Annotated in this window: 15 protein-coding genes; 11 read left to right on the forward strand and 4 right to left on the reverse strand. The window is 55.6% G+C overall.

The genetic code is table 11. The annotated features are described in order from the left end of the window. Window positions 1-21: 21 nt before the first annotated feature. Window positions 22-849: a pyruvate, water dikinase regulatory protein gene (locus Q5Y71_RS00835; protein WP_306039286.1), complete on the reverse strand. Its 828-nt coding sequence runs from the start codon at window positions 847-849 to the stop codon at window positions 22-24. A gap of 204 nt (window positions 850-1,053) precedes the next feature. Here Q5Y71_RS00835 and ppsA point away from each other — a divergent pair, with 204 nt between their 5' ends. The 5 genes from ppsA (at window position 1,054) to Q5Y71_RS00860 (ending at window position 9,770) form a co-directional block, all read left to right on the forward strand. Further along, window positions 1,054-3,417 (forward strand): phosphoenolpyruvate synthase, encoded by a 2,364-nt coding sequence (gene ppsA, locus Q5Y71_RS00840; protein ID WP_306039287.1) that lies wholly within the window; start codon window positions 1,054-1,056, stop codon window positions 3,415-3,417. A 430-nt stretch (window positions 3,418-3,847) separates the two neighbouring features. Then, window positions 3,848-4,417: a L,D-transpeptidase family protein gene (locus tag Q5Y71_RS00845; protein ID WP_301414240.1), complete on the forward strand. Its 570-nt coding sequence runs from the start codon at window positions 3,848-3,850 to the stop codon at window positions 4,415-4,417. Window positions 4,418-4,549: 132 nt separating this feature from the next. Beyond that, window positions 4,550-5,029 carry a ribonuclease E activity regulator RraA gene (rraA, locus tag Q5Y71_RS00850; RefSeq protein WP_306039288.1) on the forward strand — a complete coding sequence of 160 codons (480 nt, stop codon included), beginning with the start codon at window positions 4,550-4,552 and terminating at the stop codon, window positions 5,027-5,029. Window positions 5,030-5,305: 276 nt separating this feature from the next. Next, a complete protein-coding gene (locus Q5Y71_RS00855; RefSeq protein ID WP_306039290.1) occupies window positions 5,306-7,540 on the forward strand; it encodes an acyl-CoA dehydrogenase in 2,235 nt (744 codons plus the stop codon). A gap of 22 nt (window positions 7,541-7,562) precedes the next feature. Then, window positions 7,563-9,770: an acetyl-CoA hydrolase/transferase C-terminal domain-containing protein gene (locus Q5Y71_RS00860; protein ID WP_306039292.1), complete on the forward strand. Its 2,208-nt coding sequence runs from the start codon at window positions 7,563-7,565 to the stop codon at window positions 9,768-9,770. A gap of 4 nt (window positions 9,771-9,774) precedes the next feature. On the opposite strand, the gene pta is transcribed toward Q5Y71_RS00860, so the two are convergent. Together pta and Q5Y71_RS00870 are read right to left on the reverse strand one after the other, a co-directional pair. Next, window positions 9,775-11,928, reverse strand: a complete 2,154-nt coding sequence (gene pta, locus Q5Y71_RS00865) for a phosphate acetyltransferase (protein ID WP_306039293.1) — start codon at window positions 11,926-11,928, stop codon at window positions 9,775-9,777. A 2-nt stretch (window positions 11,929-11,930) separates the two neighbouring features. Beyond that, the gene (locus tag Q5Y71_RS00870; protein WP_306039295.1) at window positions 11,931-13,139 is read right to left on the reverse strand and encodes an acetate kinase; all 1,209 of its coding nucleotides are present in this window, start codon (window positions 13,137-13,139) and stop codon (window positions 11,931-11,933) included. Window positions 13,140-13,567: 428 nt separating this feature from the next. Between Q5Y71_RS00870 and Q5Y71_RS00875 the strand changes: the two genes are divergently transcribed. Genes Q5Y71_RS00875 through Q5Y71_RS00890 form a run of 4 tightly spaced genes read left to right on the forward strand, consistent with a single transcriptional unit; the run spans window position 13,568 to window position 16,051 of the window. Further along, window positions 13,568-14,041: a MarR family winged helix-turn-helix transcriptional regulator gene (locus tag Q5Y71_RS00875; protein WP_306039297.1), complete on the forward strand. Its 474-nt coding sequence runs from the start codon at window positions 13,568-13,570 to the stop codon at window positions 14,039-14,041. A gap of 3 nt (window positions 14,042-14,044) precedes the next feature. Further along, a complete protein-coding gene (locus Q5Y71_RS00880; protein WP_306039298.1) occupies window positions 14,045-14,416 on the forward strand; it encodes an antibiotic biosynthesis monooxygenase in 372 nt (123 codons plus the stop codon). 13 nt (window positions 14,417-14,429) lie between these two features. Further along, window positions 14,430-14,954 carry a cytochrome b gene (locus tag Q5Y71_RS00885; RefSeq protein WP_306039300.1) on the forward strand — a complete coding sequence of 175 codons (525 nt, stop codon included), beginning with the start codon at window positions 14,430-14,432 and terminating at the stop codon, window positions 14,952-14,954. A 50-nt stretch (window positions 14,955-15,004) separates the two neighbouring features. Further along, window positions 15,005-16,051 (forward strand): CDGSH iron-sulfur domain-containing protein, encoded by a 1,047-nt coding sequence (locus tag Q5Y71_RS00890; RefSeq protein ID WP_306039301.1) that lies wholly within the window; start codon window positions 15,005-15,007, stop codon window positions 16,049-16,051. 128 nt (window positions 16,052-16,179) lie between these two features. Here the strand turns inward: Q5Y71_RS00890 and Q5Y71_RS00895 are convergent, their stop codons facing one another. Further along, window positions 16,180-17,778 (reverse strand): isocitrate lyase, encoded by a 1,599-nt coding sequence (locus tag Q5Y71_RS00895; RefSeq protein WP_306039302.1) that lies wholly within the window; start codon window positions 17,776-17,778, stop codon window positions 16,180-16,182. 114 nt (window positions 17,779-17,892) lie between these two features. Here Q5Y71_RS00895 and Q5Y71_RS00900 point away from each other — a divergent pair, with 114 nt between their 5' ends. Both Q5Y71_RS00900 and Q5Y71_RS00905 read left to right on the forward strand, forming a co-directional pair. Continuing rightward, complete coding sequence (locus Q5Y71_RS00900; RefSeq protein ID WP_301414228.1) at window positions 17,893-18,828, forward strand: LysR family transcriptional regulator; 936 nt, start codon at window positions 17,893-17,895, stop codon at window positions 18,826-18,828. A gap of 175 nt (window positions 18,829-19,003) precedes the next feature. Continuing rightward, complete coding sequence (locus Q5Y71_RS00905) at window positions 19,004-21,178, forward strand: malate synthase G (protein ID WP_306039305.1); 2,175 nt, start codon at window positions 19,004-19,006, stop codon at window positions 21,176-21,178. Window positions 21,179-21,600: the final 422 nt, after the last annotated feature.

Here is a 21,600-nt window from a genome sequence, read left to right on the forward strand (position 1 = left end):
GCTAGAAAAGGCCGGGGCACTTTAGTCAATTCTTCGCTCGATGCCGGCCTGGGACATGAGACGGGTGGCAAGCTCTTCTACCGAGAGTTGTGTGGCATCGAGGAAGGGTACCTGGGCCCGCCTCAACATCTGTTCAACCTGGCGCACCTCAAAATCACACTGCTCCTTAGAAGCGTAGCGGCTGTTGGCGCGTCTTTCCTGTCTAATCTGCACCAGACGAGTCGGATCTATGGTCAGTCCGAAGAGCTTGCGACGGTAGGGAAGCAGAATTCTCGGTAGATTGGTGGAATCCATGTCCTCTTCGGTAATCGGGTAGTTGGCCGCGCGCAGGCCGAATTGCAGAGCCAGGTACAGGCAGGTGGGGGTCTTGCCGGAGCGGGAGACGCCGAGGAGAACCACATCCGCCTGCTCGAACCCCCTGGTGCGGCGCCCGTCGTCGTTGTCCATGGCAAAGTGCACCGCCTCGATACGGTCATTGTAGCGGCGACTGCCGGCAATTCCGCGCGAGATGTTGACCGATTGGGCAGGGTCCCGATTGAATAGATTGGCAAGGGGCGTCAGGTAGTTTTCGAAAATATCCAGCATCAGGGCCGGGCTCTGGTGCAGCTGTTGACGAATCTGGTCGGACACAATGCTGGTGAGGATGATAGGCTGTAATCCCGACTCGCTGGCGGCCTTTTCAATACGCTGCAGAGCCTGCTGGACCTTGCCGGCAGAGTCGATATAAGGCAGCGTAACCTGCTCGAGATGCTGATCCTGAAACTGCGCCAGCAGGCTGTGGCCAATGGCCTCCACAGTGAGTCCGGTTCCATCGGAAATAAAAAAGGCGGTGCGCTTGTCTTTTGCCACATTTCTTCTCGGGTTGTTGCAAGGGACTCTGGTTTAGGGGCGTTAGTATAATAAGAGGTGTGCTGCCAGGGGGCTTTTATTTTCATGCTTCGCATAGTCTTGTAGAAAATTTACAACAACCCGGGCACTTTTCCGGGGCTATTTTTTACAAGCCGCATCCTTATAATCAGCCGCCACAGACACCGGATTTCAGAGGGCCTTCACTTGACGAACTTCACCATCGACTTTGCAAAACTGAGTATGGATGATGTCGACAAGGTCGGCGGTAAAAATGCATCGCTCGGTGAGATGATTGGTTCGCTCACCGATGCTGGTGTCAGTGTACCGGGGGGCTTCGCCACCAATGCGGAAGCCTACCGGGCTTTTCTTGCCCAAGGGCAGTTGGCACAGCGTATTGCCGAGCGCCTGAAGGGGCTGGATGTTAACGATGTCACGGCCCTTGCCCAAGTCGGTGCGGAGATCCGCAACTGGATTTTGCAAACGCCGCTTCCTGCGCAACTGGAGAGCGAAATTCGTGCAGGCTATGAGGCCTTGGGCGGTGGCCAGACCGCCGTTGCGGTGCGCTCTTCGGCCACTGCGGAGGACTTGCCGGGCGCTTCTTTTGCCGGGCAGCAGGAAACCTTCCTGAATATCCGCGGAATCGAATCGGTGCTGCAAGCGGTGAAAAGGGTCTTTGCTTCTCTTTATAACGACCGCGCCATTGCCTATCGAGAACACACCGGTTACGGGAATATGGGGGTGGCGCTCTGTGCCGGTATCCAGCATATGGTGCGCAGTGAAACTGGTGCTGCTGGTGTGATGTTTACCCTGGATACCGAGAGTGGTTTTCACGATGTGATTTTTATTACCGCGGCATTTGGCCTGGGGGAAACGGTGGTGCAAGGTGCGGTAAACCCCGATGAATTTTATCTTTACAAGCCCGCGCTGGATGCGGGCCGCCCGGCGATTTTGCGACGCAACCGGGGTAGCAAGGCAATCAAAATGGTCTACGGCGAGTGTGGCGAGTGCGGCTACTCGGTAAAGACAGTTCAGGTGGCGCAAGAGGATTGCCAGCGCTTTGCTCTCAATGATGAGGAGTTGACCCGCCTGGCGCTGCAGGCGCGCAAAATTGAACAGCACTACGGTCGTCCGATGGATATTGAATGGGCCAAGGATGGGGATAGCGGGGAGCTGTTTATCATTCAGGCGCGTCCGGAAACCGTGCGCTCCCGCGACATGGGCACCAGTATTGAACGCTACAGTCTGCAGGAACGCGGAGAAGTGTTGTGCGAAGGCCGTGCCATCGGCCAGCGTATCGGTACCGGCCGCGTGCGCAAACTGATTTCTGCCAAGGGCATGGCAGAGATGCAGGATGGAGAAGTCCTGGTGACCGATATGACCGATCCGGACTGGGAGCCGATTCTGAAAAAGGCCGGTGCAATCGTCACCAATCGCGGTGGCCGCACCTGCCATGCGGCAATTCTGGCGCGGGAGCTGGGTATTCCAGCGGTGGTGGGCTGCCGCAATGCCACTGAGATCCTGCAAAACGGCACCCCGGTAACCGTGTCCTGTGCAGAGGGGGATACCGGCTTTGTGATGTCCGGTGAGCTGAACTTTCGGCGCGAGGAGGCCGAGGTCAGCGATATGCCCAAGCTGCCTTTTAACATTATGCTCAATGTGGGCAACCCTGATCGCGCCTTTGCCTTCAGTCGTGTGCCCAACCGGGGTGTCGGTTTGGCGCGCCTTGAGTTTATCCTGAACCGCATGATCGGTATCCACCCAAAAGCACTGCTGGAGCTGGATAGTCTGCCTCAGGATCTGCAAGTGAATATCCGAGAGCGTATCGGCGGCTATCCCTCTCCGGAAGACTTTATTGTGGAAAAACTGGTGGAAGGGATTGCCACTCTGGCGGCCGCCTTTACACCCAATCCCGTCATCGTGCGTCTGTCGGACTTCAAATCCAATGAATACGCTCACCTGGTGGGAGGGCAGCTATACGAACCCAGTGAAGAGAACCCGATGCTGGGATTTCGCGGCGCAGCGCGTTATCGCTCCAAGGAGTTTTGTCAGTGCTTCGCTCTGGAGTGTCGCGCCTTGAAAAAAGTCCGCGATGCAATGGGCCTGACCAATGTGCAGATCATGGTACCTTTCGTGCGTACGCCCGAGGAGGCAGAGGAAGTCATCCACTTGCTTGCAGAGAATGGCTTGCGCCGTGGCGAAGATGGCCTGCGGGTGTTCATGATGTGTGAATTGCCCTCCAATGCCCTGTTGGCGGAAGATTTCCTTCAGCACTTTGATGGTTTCTCCATAGGTTCCAATGATCTGACCCAGCTGACACTGGGGATTGATCGGGATTCCGGCCTGGTGGCAGATTTGTTCGATGAACGCAACCCTGCGGTCAAGGTATTGTTGTCTCATACTATCCAGGCTTGTAAGAAAGCTGGAAAATATGTGGGGATTTGCGGTCAGGGCCCGTCGGACCACAAGGATTTCGCCCGCTGGCTGGTGGATGAGGGAATAGATAGTATTTCCCTGAACCCCGATACTGCTGTGGACACCTGGCTATATTTGGCCAGTAAAGAAGGCTAGGTTTTTCTTTCATGCGGTCAGTTTGGGCCGCTTTTTCATTATAGGAACCGTGTTTCAATAGTTGATTTTTTTACCGAATAAAGATTCTTTATGCTGATAATTTAGAAGTTTGTTGCCCTTTGCTGTGAAATTATCAGATTTTTTCCTGCAATCTTTGTGTGAGACTTTGCCATCACACACTACCGAAAAAATACATTCCACTATCACCGCCCGCCTAGAGAAGAATTCAATCTAACTGTCAACGGCTGCCTCAATAAAATCGGAAGAGTCTTAGGATTATGCGTAAGTTGGGAAGAAGTGCGCATTTTGCTTTGAAGCCGAGTCATTGCAAGAAGAGGACTCCGCCGCCGATGCACTTCAATCGGTGTAGGCTGGACTTTCTGACTGTCCGCCCGCCGGATCAAAGCGGAGAGAGTTGATGAGGTGAGCCATGCACACAAGCAGACAGTTACAAATCCCCATACTATACATCTTTACGGTGTTGTGCCTGATCGTGTTTTTGGCGGTGCCCCCGGCAATGGCAAAACCCCGGGGTGTCAACTGGTTCGATGACCGGGCCGCAGCCAGAGGCGGCAGTCCCTCAATTAAAATTGATTTGAGCGAGCAGCGTGCCTATTTGTACAAAGGCGGTAGGCTGGTAGGGGTTTCCAAGGTCTCTTCCGGCAAGCGTGGATACGGTACCAGGCCGGGGTATTTCCGGGTGCTGTCAAAACATCCCTACCATCGCTCGACCATTTATGGGAGCTTTGTCAGCAAGCGCACCGGCAGAGTGGTGAGATCCAATGTGAATACCCGCAGGCATCGCCGCCCCGCCGGAACCGTTTATCGCGGAGCAAGAATGAATAACTACATTCGCTTCAATGGTGGTATCGGCATGCATGCCTCGGGCCATGTGCCCAATTATCCTGCCTCTCATGGCTGTGTGCGGATGCCACCGCATATGGCAAGAAAGTTTTACCGGCATGTGCGTGTCGGCACACCGGTGCGTGTCACCCGCTGACAAGATTTTCGACAGTGAAGGTTTGGCCGGGCATTATCCACAAAGATGATGCCCGGTATTTATTGATATCGCTGCTGCTGTTGTCCCGGTAAGGTTACCATTACTGTTCATTTCATTATAACGAGATGCCTTATGTCAGTGTCGACGCCCGATCTGTGCGATGCCCACAGGAAAGATGTGCAGGTGGTTGAGCCCTTTTTTATTAATTATGGTGGCCGAGAGCGCTTCGGTGGACAAATTGTTACCGTCAAATGCTTTGAGGATAACTCCCTGGTGCGCGAACTGGTGGCGGAGCCGGGTCGCGGAAAAGTGCTGGTGGTGGATGCCGGCGGTTCCATGCGCTGCGCCTGCCTGGGGGATAGGCTTGCGGAGCAAGCAGTAGGCAACGCCTGGGAGGGCATTGTGGTATTCGGGTGTATCCGCGATGTGGACGAAATATCCGCGCTGGATCTGGGAGTACAGGCTCTGGGCAGCCACCCTATGAAAACGGAAAAGAAGGGCGTCGGTGAGAGAGAGATCACCGTAGCATTTGGCGGAGTGACTTTCTATCCGGGTCATTATCTTTACGCGGACAACAATGGCATCATTGTCGCCACAAAGCCGCTGCTCTGAAGTTTCCATGTGGTCACTCACCGGTTTCGGGGTACATTGTTATTCCGGGCTGATGCGGATTCTCTGAGGCGGCGGACCTGGAGGGCGGCCCCTGCCGCCAGAGCCTCTTTCCAAGCCGAAATACTGCCTTGTCGCGCCAATCCGGCCCAGTCATATATTCCCTCCGGCTGTCAAACTGTATAAGAAATCGTCACCTATCATTGTCCTGTGATACCTCTCAATGACCCGGGGAAATGGCAGGGTATTTCGCTGTCTCGACCACCATGGAAGGTAAATATGGGCGAATTGCGCAAGAAATTCTTTACCGCGCCACTTTTGAAAACCATCAAGCGGGTTCTCCCTTCGATTTCCGCTACCGAGCGCGAGGCGATGGAAGCCGGGGAAGTTTGGTGGGATGCCCAGTTGCTATCGGGAAAACCGGATTGGAATCAACTGCTGGACATGGGACCCCCGGAACTGAATGCGGAAGAGCGGGCTTTTCTGGATGGCCCGGTGGAAGAACTCTGTCATATGGTGAATGATTGGCAGATTAGCTTTGTAGACCACAATATCCCCGAACATGTATGGGACTTCCTGCGTAAACACCGCTTTTTCGGCATTATTATTCCCAAGAAATATGGCGGCCTCGGCTTTTCTCCTTCGGCGCATGCGGAAATAGTTACCAAAATCTCTACCCGCAGTACCTGCGTGGGTGTGACTGTGATGGTGCCCAACTCCCTGGGGCCTGGGGAACTGCTGCTCTCCCACGGGACCCAGGCGCAGAGAGATTACTATCTTCCCCGCCTGGCCGATGGCACCGATATCCCCTGTTTCGCCCTGACCAGTCCCCAAGCAGGCTCTGACGCTGCCTCCATGGTGGATCGTGGTGAGGTGTGTTACGGGGAGCACGAGGGCGAGAAAGTCCTCGGAATGCGCGTCAACTGGCACAAACGCTATATTACCCTGGGCCCCATCGCCACAATACTGGGCCTGGCCTTTAAACTCTATGATCCACAGCATATCCTCGGAGATAAGGAAGCGCTTGGCATCACCGTTGCCCTGGTACCCACCGATACCCCTGGAATCACCATTGGTCAGCGCCACCTGCCAGCCATGCAGTCTTTTCAGAATGGTCCCAACTGGGGCAAAGATGTGTTTATTCCCATAGAATGGATTATCGGTGGGAAGGAGAATGTGGGCAAAGGCTGGGAAATGCTGATGAGTGCGCTTGCCGCCGGGCGTGGCATCTCTCTCCCTTCGCTGTCAATGGGTGGCGCGAAAATGGCTGCCCGGACCACCGGGGCCTATGCGCGCGTGCGAGAACAGTTCAATGTGCCCGTGGGGCGCTTTGAGGGGGTACAACGGCGCTTGGCTGAAATTGCCGCTATCGCTTTTGTACTGGATAGCGCCCACAAAACAACAACACGGGCTTTGGATGAGGGCCGCAAGCCCGCGGTCATTACCGCAATTATGAAAGCCAATGCCACCTCTGCGTTGCGCCAGGCAATCAATGACGCCATGGACATCCATGCGGGCAAGGCCATTATGGACGGCCCTTCTAACTACCTTGGCAATGTCTACCGGGCCATCCCGGTGGCGATTACCGTAGAAGGGGCCAATCTGCTGACCCGCAGCCTGATGATATTTGGTCAGGGTGCCATACGCTGCCACCCTTATTTACTGGATGAGATACTCGCAGCAGAGAATCCCGATACCAAAGCGGGGCTGGATCAGCTCGATACGCTCCTGCCAAAACACTTCTGGTTCCAGCTCAAGACCCTGTTACGCGGTGTATTCCACGGTTGGACGGTGGGCCTGTTTGCCAGTAGTCCCCGCAGTGTGGGTGGGGCAGCCAAGTACTACCGGCAGCTGAACCGGTATTCTGCGGTACTGACCCTGGTGACTGAAATTTCCCTGATGACTCTTGGAGGAGAGCTGAAAAGAAAAGAATTGATCTCTTATCGTCTCGGGGATGTACTCAGTCAACTCTATTTGTTGAGCTGCACCCTGAAGCGCTTTTACGACGATGGTAATCCCAAAGATGACCTGCCCCTACTGGAATTCACTATGCGCGATGGGTTACATAAAATTGAAATCAATCTGCTGGAAGTTTTTCAGAATTTCCCGCGTCCCTTCTTCGGGCAGTTAATGCGATTTCTGGTCATGCCCTGGGGGCATAGTGTCCATACGGCTTCGGACCGCCAGGCTCGCGCTTGTGCTGAACTCTTGCTGGCCCCGTCGACAACCCGGGACAGACTGACTTGTGGTGTCTATCCCGGCAATCCCGGCGATGGTGTTGATATTGTCGAGCAGGCGTTTGTCAAGGTGTGCGCTACAGAGCAGGCACGCGACAAACTGAAAAAAGGCGGGATACGCGTGTTGAGCAGGGAATCGGTAGAGGAGGGTTTACAGCGCAACCTGATCAGCGATGAGGAAGCACGTGCCTTGAAAGAAGCCGCGGATGCGGTGGATCGTGCGATTCAGGTCGATCACTTTGAGCACTTGGGAGAGCATAGCGGCCGCCCGGGCTAAAGAAGTGCGGGTGTAGATATCCATGCAAACCCCTTCCAGAAAAATCCCCCGGCGCTTCAGTACCGTCGATCCATGTATTGATGCGTTGCTGGAAAAAGCGGGCAAGGAAATCGTGTTGGGCCTGCCCCTGGGGATCGGCAAGGCCAACCACTTTGCCAATGCCCTCTACGCCCGTGCGGCTGCTGACCCATCGATTTCCCTGACCATATTCACCGCCCTTACCCTGGAGCGCCCCAGGGGGGACAGCGATATACTGCGCCGTTTTATCCAGCCTTTGCTGGATCGTCTCTACAGTCAGTACCAGGATCTCGCGTACGCTTCCGCTCGCCGCAGGCAACAGTTGCCGAGTAATATCGAGGTGATCGAATTTTTTATGGCACCGGGTGCATTGCTGGGAAATGACTATGCACAGCAACATTATGCCAGTGTCAATTACACCCAGGTGCCGGAAGCGCTTTTAAGTAGCGGTGTGAATGTGATTGCCCAGATGGTGTCGCCAACCGAGGATGGTGCGCGTTTCAGTTTGAGCTGTAACTCTGATTTGACGCTGCCGTTTTTAAAACTGAGCAACGCCCGCGATGACCATCCATTGATTCTGGTGGGTGAGGTCAACCCACAGCTGCCCTATATAACCGGCACCAGCGAGCTGGATGCAACCGAGTTTGATTTTTTGTTGGAGGGGGCCACTTTTGATACGCCGCTGTTTGCGGCTCCGGCAATGCCGGTGGGTTTTACCGAATACAGTATCGGCGTACATATCGCCAGCCTGATCGCAGATGGTGGCACCCTGCAGCTGGGCATTGGTGCTCTCGGAGATGCGGTGTGCCACGCTCTGCGTTTGCGCCATTTAGAGAACGGACTTTACCGGCGCTTGATCGAAGACCTGAACCGCCACAAGTCCCCGGCCTGCGACGCGGCATTGACACCCATGGCGGAACCCTTTCGGCAGGGGCTATACGCTGTCAGCGAGATGTTTCCCCATGGATTTTTGCACCTGCGGCGAGCCGGAATACTCACCCGTGAAGTCTATGCTGATGCTGCCCTGCAAGCCTTGCTGGATCGGGATGAAATCACCCATACGGTGAACGAGGAGACCCTGCTGGCGCTGAAGAAATGTGGCCGCATCTCTTGCCCCCTGACCCCGGAGGATACCGAGTTCCTGCAGCGCTTTGGCATTGTCGATGCGAGCTACAGCTGGCGCGGGCACAAGTTGCTGACACCTGACGGGGAGGAAGAGGAGTGTGATCTGCACAGTGAGCATGGTCGCAGGCGTTTGATAGGGGAGTGCCTCAACAGAAAACTGTTGGGGGGGATCTGGTTGCACGGTGGGTTCTATCTGGGGCCGGAATTGATGTATCGGGAGCTTCGCGACCTGCCCCCCAGGGAGCTGGCCGGCATTGATATGACCGGAATCGATTTCACCAATGATTTGCAGTCCCAGCGGGCATTGAAGCGGGCCCAGCGCCGGCAGGCGCGTTTCGTGAACTCGGCTATGATGGTGACTTTGGGTGGCGCGGTTGTCTCCGATGGCCTTGTGGATAACCAGGTGGTGAGCGGTGTGGGTGGTCAGTACAATTTTGTTGCCCAAGCGTTTGAACTGCCAGGTGCACGCTCGATTATCGCTTTGCCGAGCACACGATACCGAGACGGAATCTGTTCAAGCAATATCGTGTGGGAATATCCCCATACTACCATCCCCAGACATCTGCGCGATGTGGTGGTCACCGAGTATGGAGCTGTGGACCTGCGCGGCAAGACGGACCGGGATGTGATGGTGTCCATGCTCAGTATCTGCGATGCCCGATTCCAGCCAGTTTTGCTGGAACAGGCCAAGCACGCGGGGAAAATTGAAAAAGACTTTGTCATTCCCGCGGCATTCAACAACAATACGCCCGGGCATATCACTAAAATTTTCACGAATAAAAAATGTCTGGCAATGCTGCCCTATTATCCCCTGGGCACCGATTTTACCAATGAAGAGGCTCTGCTTGCGGTGGCCTTGGAGCAGCTAAAAGCGGCGGATCGACGTTGGTGGTGGATGTTATTGGCCGTCATCCGGGGGCGGAGCGTCTGGCACGACAACTCCAAGAGTGCTGAGCATATCCAACGCTGTCTAACGCGTATGGGCTACGATCACACCGAAACTTACGAACACCGTCTGGAAGCCTATGTGGTTGCTAGCGCTCTGCGGAATTTCGTCGATATGAGGCGACCACTGTATTGGGAGTAACCAGCTATTGATGCCGCTGCTGCGCCTGGATGGCTGTGAGCGCTATGGTGTAGACGATGTCATCCACCAGGGCGCCCCGGGACAGGTCATTGACCGGTTTGCGCAATCCCTGCAGCATGGGTCCAATACTCACCAGATCCGCACTGCGCTGCACAGCTTTGTAGGTTGTATTGCCGGTGTTCAAGTCGGGAAAAATAAACACTGTTGCGCGTCCGGCCACCGGGCTGTGCGGTGCTTTTTGTGCGGCGACGGTTTTGATGAGGGCGGCGTCGTACTGCAAGGGTCCATCGATAATCAGCTTGGGTCGCTGTTGCCTGGCAATTCTTGTAGCTTCGCGCACCTTATCGACATCCGAACCGCTGCCCGAGGTTCCGGTGGAATAACTGATCATGGCCACGCGCGGCTCAATACCAAAGGCCGCGGCGGAGTCCGCGGACTGGATCGCTATAGCGGCCAGCTGTTCTGCATTGGGGTCCGGATTGATGGCGCAGTCCCCGTATACCAGCACCTGCTCCGGCAGCAGCATAAAAAATATGGATGAGACCAGTGGCTCGCCGGGGGCGGCCTTAATCAGCTGCAGGGCGGGGCGGATGGTGTTGGCCGTGGTGTGTATGGCCCCAGACACTAGGCCGTCCACCTCATCTAGTGCCAGCATCATGGTGCCCAGTACCACATTATCCCGCAGTTGTTCCTGTGCCACTACCTGTGTCAAGCCCTTTTTTCTGCGCAGGGTGACCATGGGTTCCACGTAGTGATCTCGCACTTCTGCAGGATTGACAATCTGTACCTGGTCACTGAGCCTGAGCCCCTGCTGCTCAGCAACTCTCTGGATGGTTTTGGCATTCCCCAGCAGTATTGTCTGGGCAATACCCCGCTCGCTGCAGATCAGAGCCGCTTTGATGGTGCGCGGCTCCTCCCCTTCCGGCAGCGCGATGCGTTTTGGCGAGCGGTGCGCCAGTTCGGTGAGATGATAGCGAAAGGCTGACGGAGACATGCGTCGGGGACGGCTGGAAACCTGGCTGAGGGAGCGTACCCAGTTTTCATCCAGGTGGCTGGCAAAAAAATCCTGCACCCGGTTGACCCGCTCCCGGTCGTCTGCCGGTGTGCGCAGGTTGAAGGTCTGCAATTCCATTACCGTTCGCCAGGTATTGGCGCCTACAAGGAGGACCGGTAAGCCGGTTTCCATTGCCGGAGTGCAGACTTTGAACAATGCACGATCCAACTGGTAACCGCCAGTGAGCAAGAGACAGCCGATCTTCACTCCATTCATTACAGCCAAACAAGCACCGGCAACGACATCGGGCCTGTCTGCCGAAGTCACCAGCATGGCCCCCGGTGTAAAGCGCCTGAGCATATTGGCCAGGGAGCGGGAGCAAAAGGTCACGCTGTGCAATCGCCGGGTCTCCAATTCCCCGCGGTTGATGATCTGAGCATCGAAGTGTCGGGCCAGATCCAGTGCTCGCGGTGCGAGCAGATCAGCATTCCAGGGAATACAGCCCACAATCCGCAGGGGAACCTGCCGGTAAAGGGCCTCTTTGGTGATGGAGGAGGCGCTATCCTGGAGTGCCTCCCCTTGGGTGGGCATGCCGGCGTGGGCGCCAGGGGTATCAGAATGGTGGAGAGGGGCGCCGATTTTATTGATGATACAGCCCACCACCCGGTTGGAATCTCCTCCGCCGAAAGAGCGCACCGCAAACTCCAGCCGCTCTTTTAGCTGTTTGGTGACGCCGCTTGGAGGACAGGTCACCAATACCACCTCTGCGTCGAGGGCTTTGGCAATCTGGTGGTTGAGCTGGTTGGAGAACTGGCTGTTGCTGCTGGGTAGAATACCTTCAACCACAATCACCTCCGCCTGACTGCTGCCACTTTGGTAGCGTGCCAGTATCTCTTCCAGCAGCTCGGGCATTTTTCCGGTGGATACCTGGGTCTCGGCATATTGAGCACTGAAGGGGGTCGGGCTCTCCAGGTTGACATTGTGTCGCAATATTTCCGTGGTGCGCTCTGTGGCGCCGTTCGGGGAGGGTTCTGTGACGGGTTTGAAAAACTGCACTTCCAGCCGGTTGCGTTCCAGTGCGCGAATCAGGCCGAGACTGACTGAGGTCATGCCCACGCCCGCTCCCACAGGGACCAGCATAAGGGTACGGGCATTGTGCGGCATGCCTAGGCTGCCCCCCGTACCAGTTGGGCGGCATCCCTGGCGATCACCCACTCTTCCCGGGTGGGGATCACCAGAACCTCCGGGGTATTTTGCCGTGAAATCCGCCCCTCGGCACCAAAGCGTATTTTTTCATTGAGCGCTGGGTCCAACTGATAGGCGTGGCCATTCAGCCAGTCGGTGGTTCGAGTGCGTACCCAGGCGGAGTTCTCGCCGATTCCTCCAGTAAATACCAGTGCAGTGACCTGGTGCAGGGGAATAGTGTAGGCGGCAATGTATTTGGCCAGCCGGTAGCAAAATACCTCCAGGGCCAGACGAGCGCCGGTATGTCCGCCCTCTGCAGCCTGCTCTAGTGCACGGCAGTCATTGCTGAGCTCGGAGAGGCCTGTCATTCCGCTTTCCCAATTGAGTAGTTGCTCGATTTCGTCCAGGGAATAGTTCAGTGTCCGCCCCAAATACAGCAACAGTCCCGGGTCCAGATCACCGCAGCGAGTACCCATGACCAGTCCCTCCAGTGGGGTCAGACCCATACTGGTATCCACGCTGTGGCCACCTTTGATAGCAGCAATAGAGGCGCCGTTGCCCAGGTGCGCCGAGATAACGTTGATCTCCGGTACAGGCTTGCCCAGCAGCTGAGCGGTGCGTTCACTGATATAGCGATGGCTGCTGCCGTGCATACCATAGCGGCGGATATGATGTTGTTGGTAAAGCCTGTAAGGGAGCGCATACAGGTAGGCGTAGTCTGGCATACTCTGGTGGAAAGCTGTGTCGAACACGGCAACTTGTGATACTTGGGGGAAGGCGGCAAGGGCTGCTTGAATACCCTCTAGGGCGACAGGGTTATGTAATGGGGCCAGTTCACAGCAGGATCGGATTGCAGATAACACCTCCTCGTCAATCAGAACCGAACTGGCGAAAAGCTCTCCGCCATGGACCACCCGGTGGCCGATGGCAAGAAGCCGCTCTCTCAATTCCGACCACTGTCTATCAAACCGGTCGACAAGAATCCGAATTACGGTGGTGTAGTCGTCATCCCGAGCAAGCTGTTGTGTCTCATTCTGGGTTCGGTAGCGCCATACCAGCTTTGCTGTGGTCCCCCCCAGGGCGTTCGCCTGACCACACAGGAATTCCTTCCCGGATTCGGGGTCAAGTACGGCAAACTTGAGTGAAGAGCTGCCGCAATTGAGAATCAGCACCAGGTCGGGGTCGAGCATAGAGCAAGTGTTTCAACGGGGTACCCCCTAAGGCTAGACAAAATGAGACCGAGGGTTTCACCAGGGGAAATCACGGTAGGCGACTTCAAACAGTATCGTTGACGCCATTGCAGGCCGTGGACTGGGCGCACAGTTGGGAGACCGCAGCGCTGTGCAGTCATGCCTCCGGTACTCTTGGGGTGATCCTGAATAAACTGGGAGCTGTCCTCTTGCTAGGCCCGTGGTATCGGTTTCAAAGCGCGATGTGGTTAAGGTATCGCAACCCTGGTTTGATCTGACAGACACTGCCGATAGGTTTAAAACGCAATTTCAATAGTAGATGCTCAATCAATATAGGCTCGGTATATTGCCACGCACGGTTTCGAGTCTTCAAAAGGAACTGTATATGCAGTTTGACAATATATTTACAATATGGCACTATAAGACAAATGAAGCGAACAATTGAAGGCGAAGCGTTGACTGCCCTGATCCTTGAGACCTTTCGGCTGAACGGGGTGCTATTGGCAGCGGGTAACAAATTGACCAAGCCAATGGGCATGACGAGCGCTCGATGGCAGGTAATGGGGGCTATCGACGAATGGGGGCAGCCACTCACGGTTGCCCAGATAGCGAGGAGAATGGGACTGGCTCGTCAAGGTGTGCAGCGCATTGTCAATGATCTCGAGGATAAGGGGCTGGTTACTTTGGAGAAAAACCTTGATCACAAACGTTCGCCGTTTGTCACAATCAGCGAGGCCGGGTATGCGGTCATGATTGAAATTGGCAAAGCACAAGCCGCTTGGGTCAACGCACTGGCAGAGGGGCTGAGTGAGCAGGGTATCCGAGACGCGCTCAGGCTCTTGGAAATCGTTCGTGATCGCACTGAGCAAACAAGTGTTTCAAACAACGGTAAAAGGAAATGAATAATGGCGAGATTCGAAGAGCTCAATGACAAGGTCAGTCTGGCCGACCAAATGCAGACAAACGAAGACGGTTCCATCGTACTCATCAACGTCTTCACCGTCGATCCAGCCGAGGAAGAAGCCCTGCTTGCGGCGTGGAAACACGATGCAGACTTTATGCGTGCACAACCCGGTTATATCTCCACACAATTGCACAAAGCCATTGGCGGCAGCGGAACCTTCGTAAATTACGCGATATGGGAAAGCGTGGACAGTTTCCGCAACGCATTTACAAGCCCGGAGTTTCAGAAGCGCATTGGTGGTTACCCTGAAAGTGCTATTGCCTCCCCGCATCTGTTCAAAAAGCTCGCCGTGCCCGGCCACTGTGTAGCCTAACCAAAGGAACGCAGTGTCACTCAAAAGCATATCAGAGCAATACGGCACAGTTGCTGTGGCCATTCACTGGCTCAGTGCTCTGCTCATCGTTGTAGTGATCGGTTCGGGCTTTCGAGCAGGCGCAATGGAGGACGCAGCCGCTTTGCGAGTGCATGTCCCGATAGGTGTGGTGATTCTTTTGCTGACACTGGTGCGCATCAGCTGGTGGTGCTTTATGGACTATAAACCCGCTTCAGTGCTCATGCCCAGTTGGCAGGATCATGCATCCCGAGCCGTCCATATCCTGTTTTATGTGGTCATTCTCGGTACGGCTGCCAGCGGTATCGGCATGGTGATTCTATCGGGTGCTGGCCCAATCATCTTCGGCGGAGACCTAGCGACTCTGACCGATTTCTTCGATTATCCACCGCGCAGGCCGCATGGTATCGGTGCCCGCGTTATCATCGCGCTGCTGATACTACATGTCGGCGCAGCGCTCTTTCACCATCTATTGAAGCGGGACCAACTGCTGCGACGCATGTGGTTCGGGGCCAGATAGCAATGACAAAGAGCAGAGTACACGCTATTGCCGGAGTTGTAGGCTTCCTTATGATTGCTACATTCTGGACCTCGACAGTGGTTTCAGAGCTGATCGGTCACCAAGCGGCCATTACGGCTGTTAAGAATGGCATTGTTTGGGGCATGCTTGTGCTGATCCCCTCTATGGTGATTGCCGGAGGCTCCGGGATGTCTCTGGGCCAGAGACGCGGCGATCAAGGCGTTGTGGCGAAGAAAAAGCGGATGCCGATCATTGCATTGAATGGCCTGATCGTCTTGCTGCCGTCAGCCGTTTTTTTGGCCTCGAAAGCAAACGCGGGCTCTTTTGATAGCGTTTTCTATGCTGTCCAGACATTGGAGCTCATTGCCGGCGCGACGAATCTGACCTTGATGGGGCTCAATATCCGCGATGGTTTGCGCCTCACAGGCCGGATCGCTTCGCCCAGTGCTAGGGCCGCTCAGTGTGCGGCGTCAATCGTGCTACGCAAGAATGGCCCCGCAATCATCAGTGGCGTAGAGGATTTCATCGGCGCAGACGGTGCGGCCCTAGCCACCCAGGCCACAATGACATTGTGTCGCTGCGGTGCATCAAAGAACAAACCCTATTGCGACGGTTCACATACCCGTGTGGGTTACTTAGATGGGAAATCGCCTGAACGCACAATCGATGAACTCTCTAGGTACAGGGGCAGGGAAATAAACATCCTTTACAATCGGTTGCTCTGTTCCAAAGCCTATGAATGTGGCCGGCGCCTCGAAGCGGTATTCGATACAACGCATGACCCGTGGATAGACCCGGACAAAGGTTCGGTTGCTGAAATACTTGATGTTATACGCGCCTGCCCCTCCGGTGCATTGGGGTACGAACAAAATGGCGAAGGTCTGCGCCACGAGGTGCCGTCCGGCACTGCAATTGAGACGGAGGCAAGCGGGCCTTATCGTGTGCGCAATGTCGCACTGGCCAATGCAGTATGGTGCGAGGGGGCGTGCGAGAATAAATACGCACTTTGCCGTTGTGGCGCGTCAAAGAATAAACCGTTTTGCGACGGATCGCATGTCGCCGAGGGTTTTATTGATGCAGGGGGAAGTGCGCAATAGGCCTTATGGTCACGGGTGATTCGCTTTCTCGGGACGCACTCCCCCCGGTTGAATTTTTCGGAAATGGACCAGCAATCAAAGGCGGCTTGCGCCGCCTTTGATTGCTTCTGGAGAACATCGCAACCGGTTTATCCGAACTGGTTCATGGTGTTGTCTTTGCCTGCGGCTTTTAGAGCGGCTTCACCCGCGAAGTACTCTTTGTGGTCATCGCCGATGTCGGAACCCGCCATATTCTGGTGCTTCACACAGGCGATACCCTGTCGGATCTCCCTGCGCTGGACATTTTTCACATAACCCAGCATGCCCTGCTCACCGAAGTATTCCCTGGCCAGATTGTCGGTCGACAGAGCTGCAGTGTGGTAGGTGGGCAGGGTGATCAGGTGATGGAAGATGCCGGCATCACGGGCGGCGTCGGCCTGGAAGGTGCGAATTTTCTCATCGGCAGCGACGGACAGTTCGGTATCATCATACTCGGCGCGCATCAGGTTGTCGCGGTCGTAGGCGGATACGTCTCTGCCCTCTTCAGCCCAGGCATCGAATACCTGCTGGCGGAAATTCAGGGTCCAATTGAAAGAGGGGCTGTTATTGTAAACCAACTTCGCATCCGGCACGGCCTTGCGGATCTCGTCCATCATGCCGCCAATCTGGCGGACATGGGGCTTTTCGGTTTCGATCCAGATCAGATCGGCACCGTTTTGCAAGGCGGTGATACTGTCCAGGATACAGCGCGCTTCACCGGTGCCTTTGCGAAACTGGAACAGGTTGGAGGCCAGGCGTTTTGGACGCAATAGTTTGCCATCGCGGTTAATGACAACATCGCCATTGGCAAGCTCGGAGGCCTCAATTTCCTCGCAGTCCAGGAAGGCATTGTACTGGTCACCCAGGTCGCCGGGTGTTTTGGTCACGGCAATTTGCTTGGTCAGGCCGGCGCCCAGGGAGTCAGTGCGCGCAACGATGAGCCCATTGTCTACACCCAGCTCCAAAAATGCGTAGCGCACGGCGCGGATCTTTGCCAGGAATTCTTCGTGCGGGACGGTGACCTTGCCATCCTGGTGGCCGCACTGCTTTTCGTCGGAGACCTGGTTTTCGATCTGAATACAGCAAGCGCCTGCCTCAATCATTTTCTTGGCCAGCAGGTAAGTGGCCTCGGCGTTACCAAAACCCGCGTCTATGTCGGCGATGATGGGCACAATATGGGTCTGATGGTTGTCGATTTTGTCCCGAGCGGCCTTCTCGGCTTCCTTGTCTCCGGATTCCCGGGCGGCATCCAGCGCACGAAATAGGTCGTTCAGTTCACGGGCATCTGCCTGGCGCAGGAAGGTGTACAGCTCCTCAATCAGGTGCGCTACCGCGGTCTTCTCGTGCATGGACTGGTCGGGCAGGGGACCGAACTCACTGCGCAACGCGGCAACCATCCAGCCCGACAGGTACAGGTAGCGGCGATCGGTATTGCCATTGAAATGCTTCTTGATGGCAATCATCTTCTGCTGGCCAATGAAACCGTGCCAACAGCCCAGTGACTGGGTGTACTTTGTGGGGTCCCTGTCGTAGTTCTCCATGTCGGCACGCATGATGTCGGCAGTGTATCTGGCAATATCCAGACCGTGCTTGAACTTATTCTGGGCACGCATACGCGCAACGGATTCCGGGTCGATTGCATCCCAGGTGCCTCCGTGGTTTTCACGGAGCCTGGCTATCGCATCGATATCTTGAGTGTATGTGGCCATGACAGCATTTCCTTAAAACGGTGACTGCAATTAGGTGTTGAGTATCTTAGGGGGCATGGCATAATTTGCCTAATTTATTGATTTTATTTTCACTATCAATTTGGCGAATGATCTATGCAACTGGAAAGAGCGGACCTGAATCTGCTGGTCTACCTGGATGTACTGCTGCGTGAACGCAACGTCACCCGTGCAGCCAATTACCTGGGGCTCTCCCAGCCGGCCATGAGCAATGGTCTCAAGCGCCTGCGCGAACAGTTCGACGACCCGCTACTGGTGCGCACACGGGAAGGCATGATGCCTACGGAGCGGGCCCTGGAGCTGCAGCCCATGGTGCGCGAGGCCCTCTCCTCCATCGACCGGGTGATACAGCCAAACCGGGATTTCAACCCGGCCAATACCCGCAGGACCTTTCGCATCATGGCCAGCGATTATGCAGAATCAACTCTGATTCCCCCCCTGCTCAGGCAATTGCGGCAGGATGCCCCCGGTATCAGCCTGGATATCATGACACCCAGTGATGTGAGTTTCGTGGATGTGGAGCAGGGCAAGGTTGACATGGTGATCAACCGCTTTGACAGCATGCCGCAGAGTTTTCACCAGGCAACAGTATGGCGGGACAGCTTTTCCTGTGTGATGCGCACCGATAATCCGATTCTCGAAGACTACAATCTGCAAAGCTACTTAAAGGCGCAGCATATCTGGGTGAGCAAGACCGGTATGGGCGTCGGCGTGGGGGTAAACCCCGAGGATGTCCAGCGACTGGGTTGGGTGGATGAGGCAATCAATCGCCTGGGGGAAAAGCGGGATATCTCTGTGTTCACCCGTCATTACCAAGTGGCCATGTTACTGGCGGAGCAGAGCGACCTGATTGTGACGGTGCCCACCCGTCTGGCACAGTTGGCCAGTGATAATCCCAGGGTGGTTCGCCGGAATCCGCCACTGGGGATTCCTCCGTTGGAGCTGAAAATGGCCTGGAGCCCGCTACTGCAGCAGAGCGTTCCCCACCGCTGGCTGCGGCGCCTGATCCTGGATATTGGTCGGGCGCTCTGAGCGATCTACAGAGTGCGATTGTGAACCGGCGGTGTTTTCCTTTCGGTTTCCTGCCACAGTACCAATGGAAAAAATTGACTCTGTGAATAGTGGGAATTGCGCCTATTAATTAGCAGTATGGGGAAATGACTGTATAGAATGCCGATATTCCAACGATCAGTGAGAGGCCCAGGGTATGACGGAACGAATCCAAATCGGCGATCTGCAAATCGCAACGGTGCTCTACCATCTGATCTGCGAGGAGGTAATTCCGGGAACCGGAATCAGCACCGATGTTTTCTGGGCTGAATTTGAATCGGTTGTGCGCGATCTAGCCCCGGTCAACCGCGCCCTGCTGGAAAAGCGTGACAAATTGCAGGCAACCCTCGACCGCTGGTACGGCGAAAATCCCGGTGGCTTTCGCGACCTGGACGGTTACCGCGCGTATCTGCAGAAAATCGGCTACCTGGTCGATGAACCTACAGACGTCACTGCCAGCACCGAGAATGTTGACCCGGAAATTGCCACCCTGGCCGGCCCGCAGCTGGTAGTGCCGGTGATGAATGCCCGCTATGCCCTCAATGCCGCCAATGCGCGCTGGGGTAGCCTGTACGACGCCCTCTATGGTACCGACGTGATCAGTGAAGAGGGCGGTGCGGAAAAGGGTACCCAGTACAATCCTGTACGCGGTGCCAGAGTGATTGAATACGCCCGCTGTTTCCTCGACCAGTCCGCTCCGCTCACTTGTGGCAGCCACAGGGAGGTTGTGCAATACCGTGTGAATGGCCCCCTGCTGGAAATGGAACTGGACAACGGCGATATCGCCACGCTGAAAGACAGCAAGCAGTTTGCCGGTTATCGCGGCGACAGCGAAGAGCCCAGCGCCATCCTGCTCAAGCAGCACGGGCTGCACTTTGAAATCCAGGTCGATCGCGCAAGTTCCATCGGCAGGTCCGACATTGCCGGAATCAAGGACGTGCTGATGGAGTCAGCTCTGACCACCATCATGGACTGCGAAGACTCTGTTGCTGCGGTGGATGCCGAAGACAAGGTTGTGGTTTATCGCAACTGGCTCGGTCTGATGAAGGGGGATCTGAAAGAAACCATTCATAAGGGCGGTACCACTTTCGAGCGTAAACTCAATGCAGATCGTGTGTACACAAGCCCAAACGGGAATCAGCGCATCCTGCCCGGCCGCAGTTTGATGTTCGTGCGCAATGTGGGACACCTGATGACCAGTGATGCCATTTTGTTTGGTGATGGCGAGGAAATTCCGGAGGGGATACTCGATGGCATGATCACCAGCCTGATCGCATTGCACGACCTGCGCGGCGAAAGTACATGCCAGAATTCCCGTACCGGCAGCATCTATATTGTAAAACCGAAGATGCATGGCCCGGAAGAGGTGGCATTTGCCAATACGCTGTTCAACCGCATCGAAGGTGTTCTCGCCTTGCCGCGCAACACTGTCAAAATGGGTATTATGGACGAGGAGCGCCGCACCACGGTGAACCTGAAAGCTTGTATCGCCGAAGCCAGGGAGCGGGTGGTATTTATCAACACCGGCTTCCTGGATCGCACCGGTGATGAAATCCACACCTCCATGCTCGCAGGCCCCATGATCCGCAAGGGCGATATGAAAGAGTCCACCTGGATCAAGGCCTACGAAGAGTGGAATGTGGATGTGGGTCTCAACAGCGGTCTCAAAGGCAGGGCACAGATTGGCAAAGGTATGTGGCCTATCCCCGACCAGATGTCAGCCATGATGCACGCCAAGCTGGCCCACCCCATGGCCGGTGCCAACACCGCCTGGGTACCATCGCCCACCGCAGCCACCCTGCACGCGCTGCATTATCACAAGGTGGACGTCAACCGTCGCCAGGAAGAGATTCAACATCGCCACCACGCCAAGTTGGAAGATGTTCTCACCCTGCCGGTATCGGAAGCCCCCACTTGGAGCGCCAGGGATATCCAGTTGGAGCTGGACAATAACGCCCAGGGCATCCTCGGTTACGTCGTGCGCTGGGTAGAGCAGGGTATAGGCTGCTCCAAGGTGCCGGATATCAACGATGTTGGCCTGATGGAAGACCGTGCAACCCTGCGTATATCCTCTCAGCATATTGCCAACTGGCTCAGGCACGGTATCGTTAGCGAGGAGCAGGTGCGCAAAACCCTGGAGCGCATGGCCGCTGTTGTGGACCGCCAGAATGCAGGCGATCCCAACTACCGCAATATGGCACCCGACTTCCACAAGAGCATCGCCTTCCAGGCTGCCTGTGAACTGGTGTTTGAGGGCTGTGCCCAACCAAATGGGTACACGGAGCCGGTACTGCATCGCCGCAGACGGGAGTTTAAAGCGTTGAACTCTTGATGCCGGGCTCGATGGTGAAAACCTGGGCCCATTGGTCCACCAGAATTTTTGATATTGCATCGGTTGCTGGTAATACTGGGCTTCAGCTGTAATAGCGTGCAGCTTGCAGTGAAATCGGTGCTGGACAAAACCAGTCGACTCATGCGCCCTATAAACTGGGCAACTCCTGCAGCGCGTGTGGCTCCAGCGGTAGTTTGTTCCGTGAAACCGGGGACATAAACAATACCAGTGTCAGCGAGCATTTTTTGTGCTGACCATCCACATTGTACCGGCGATGTAGCCCGCATCAGTCAGGTGAATAAACCCAAAGATTTGGACAATGGCGGTAGCCCGTACTGATGCGGCTGCAGAATGGTCGGTGCTTTTGCCACTTTTGGCAGCCAGCTGTGCACCAATGTTGCCAGTACCCTTGGCAAGTGCTG

Source organism: Microbulbifer sp. 2205BS26-8 (genome assembly GCF_030731025.1).
In the GTDB taxonomy this organism is placed as follows: Bacteria; Pseudomonadota; Gammaproteobacteria; order Pseudomonadales; family Cellvibrionaceae; genus Microbulbifer; species Microbulbifer spongiae.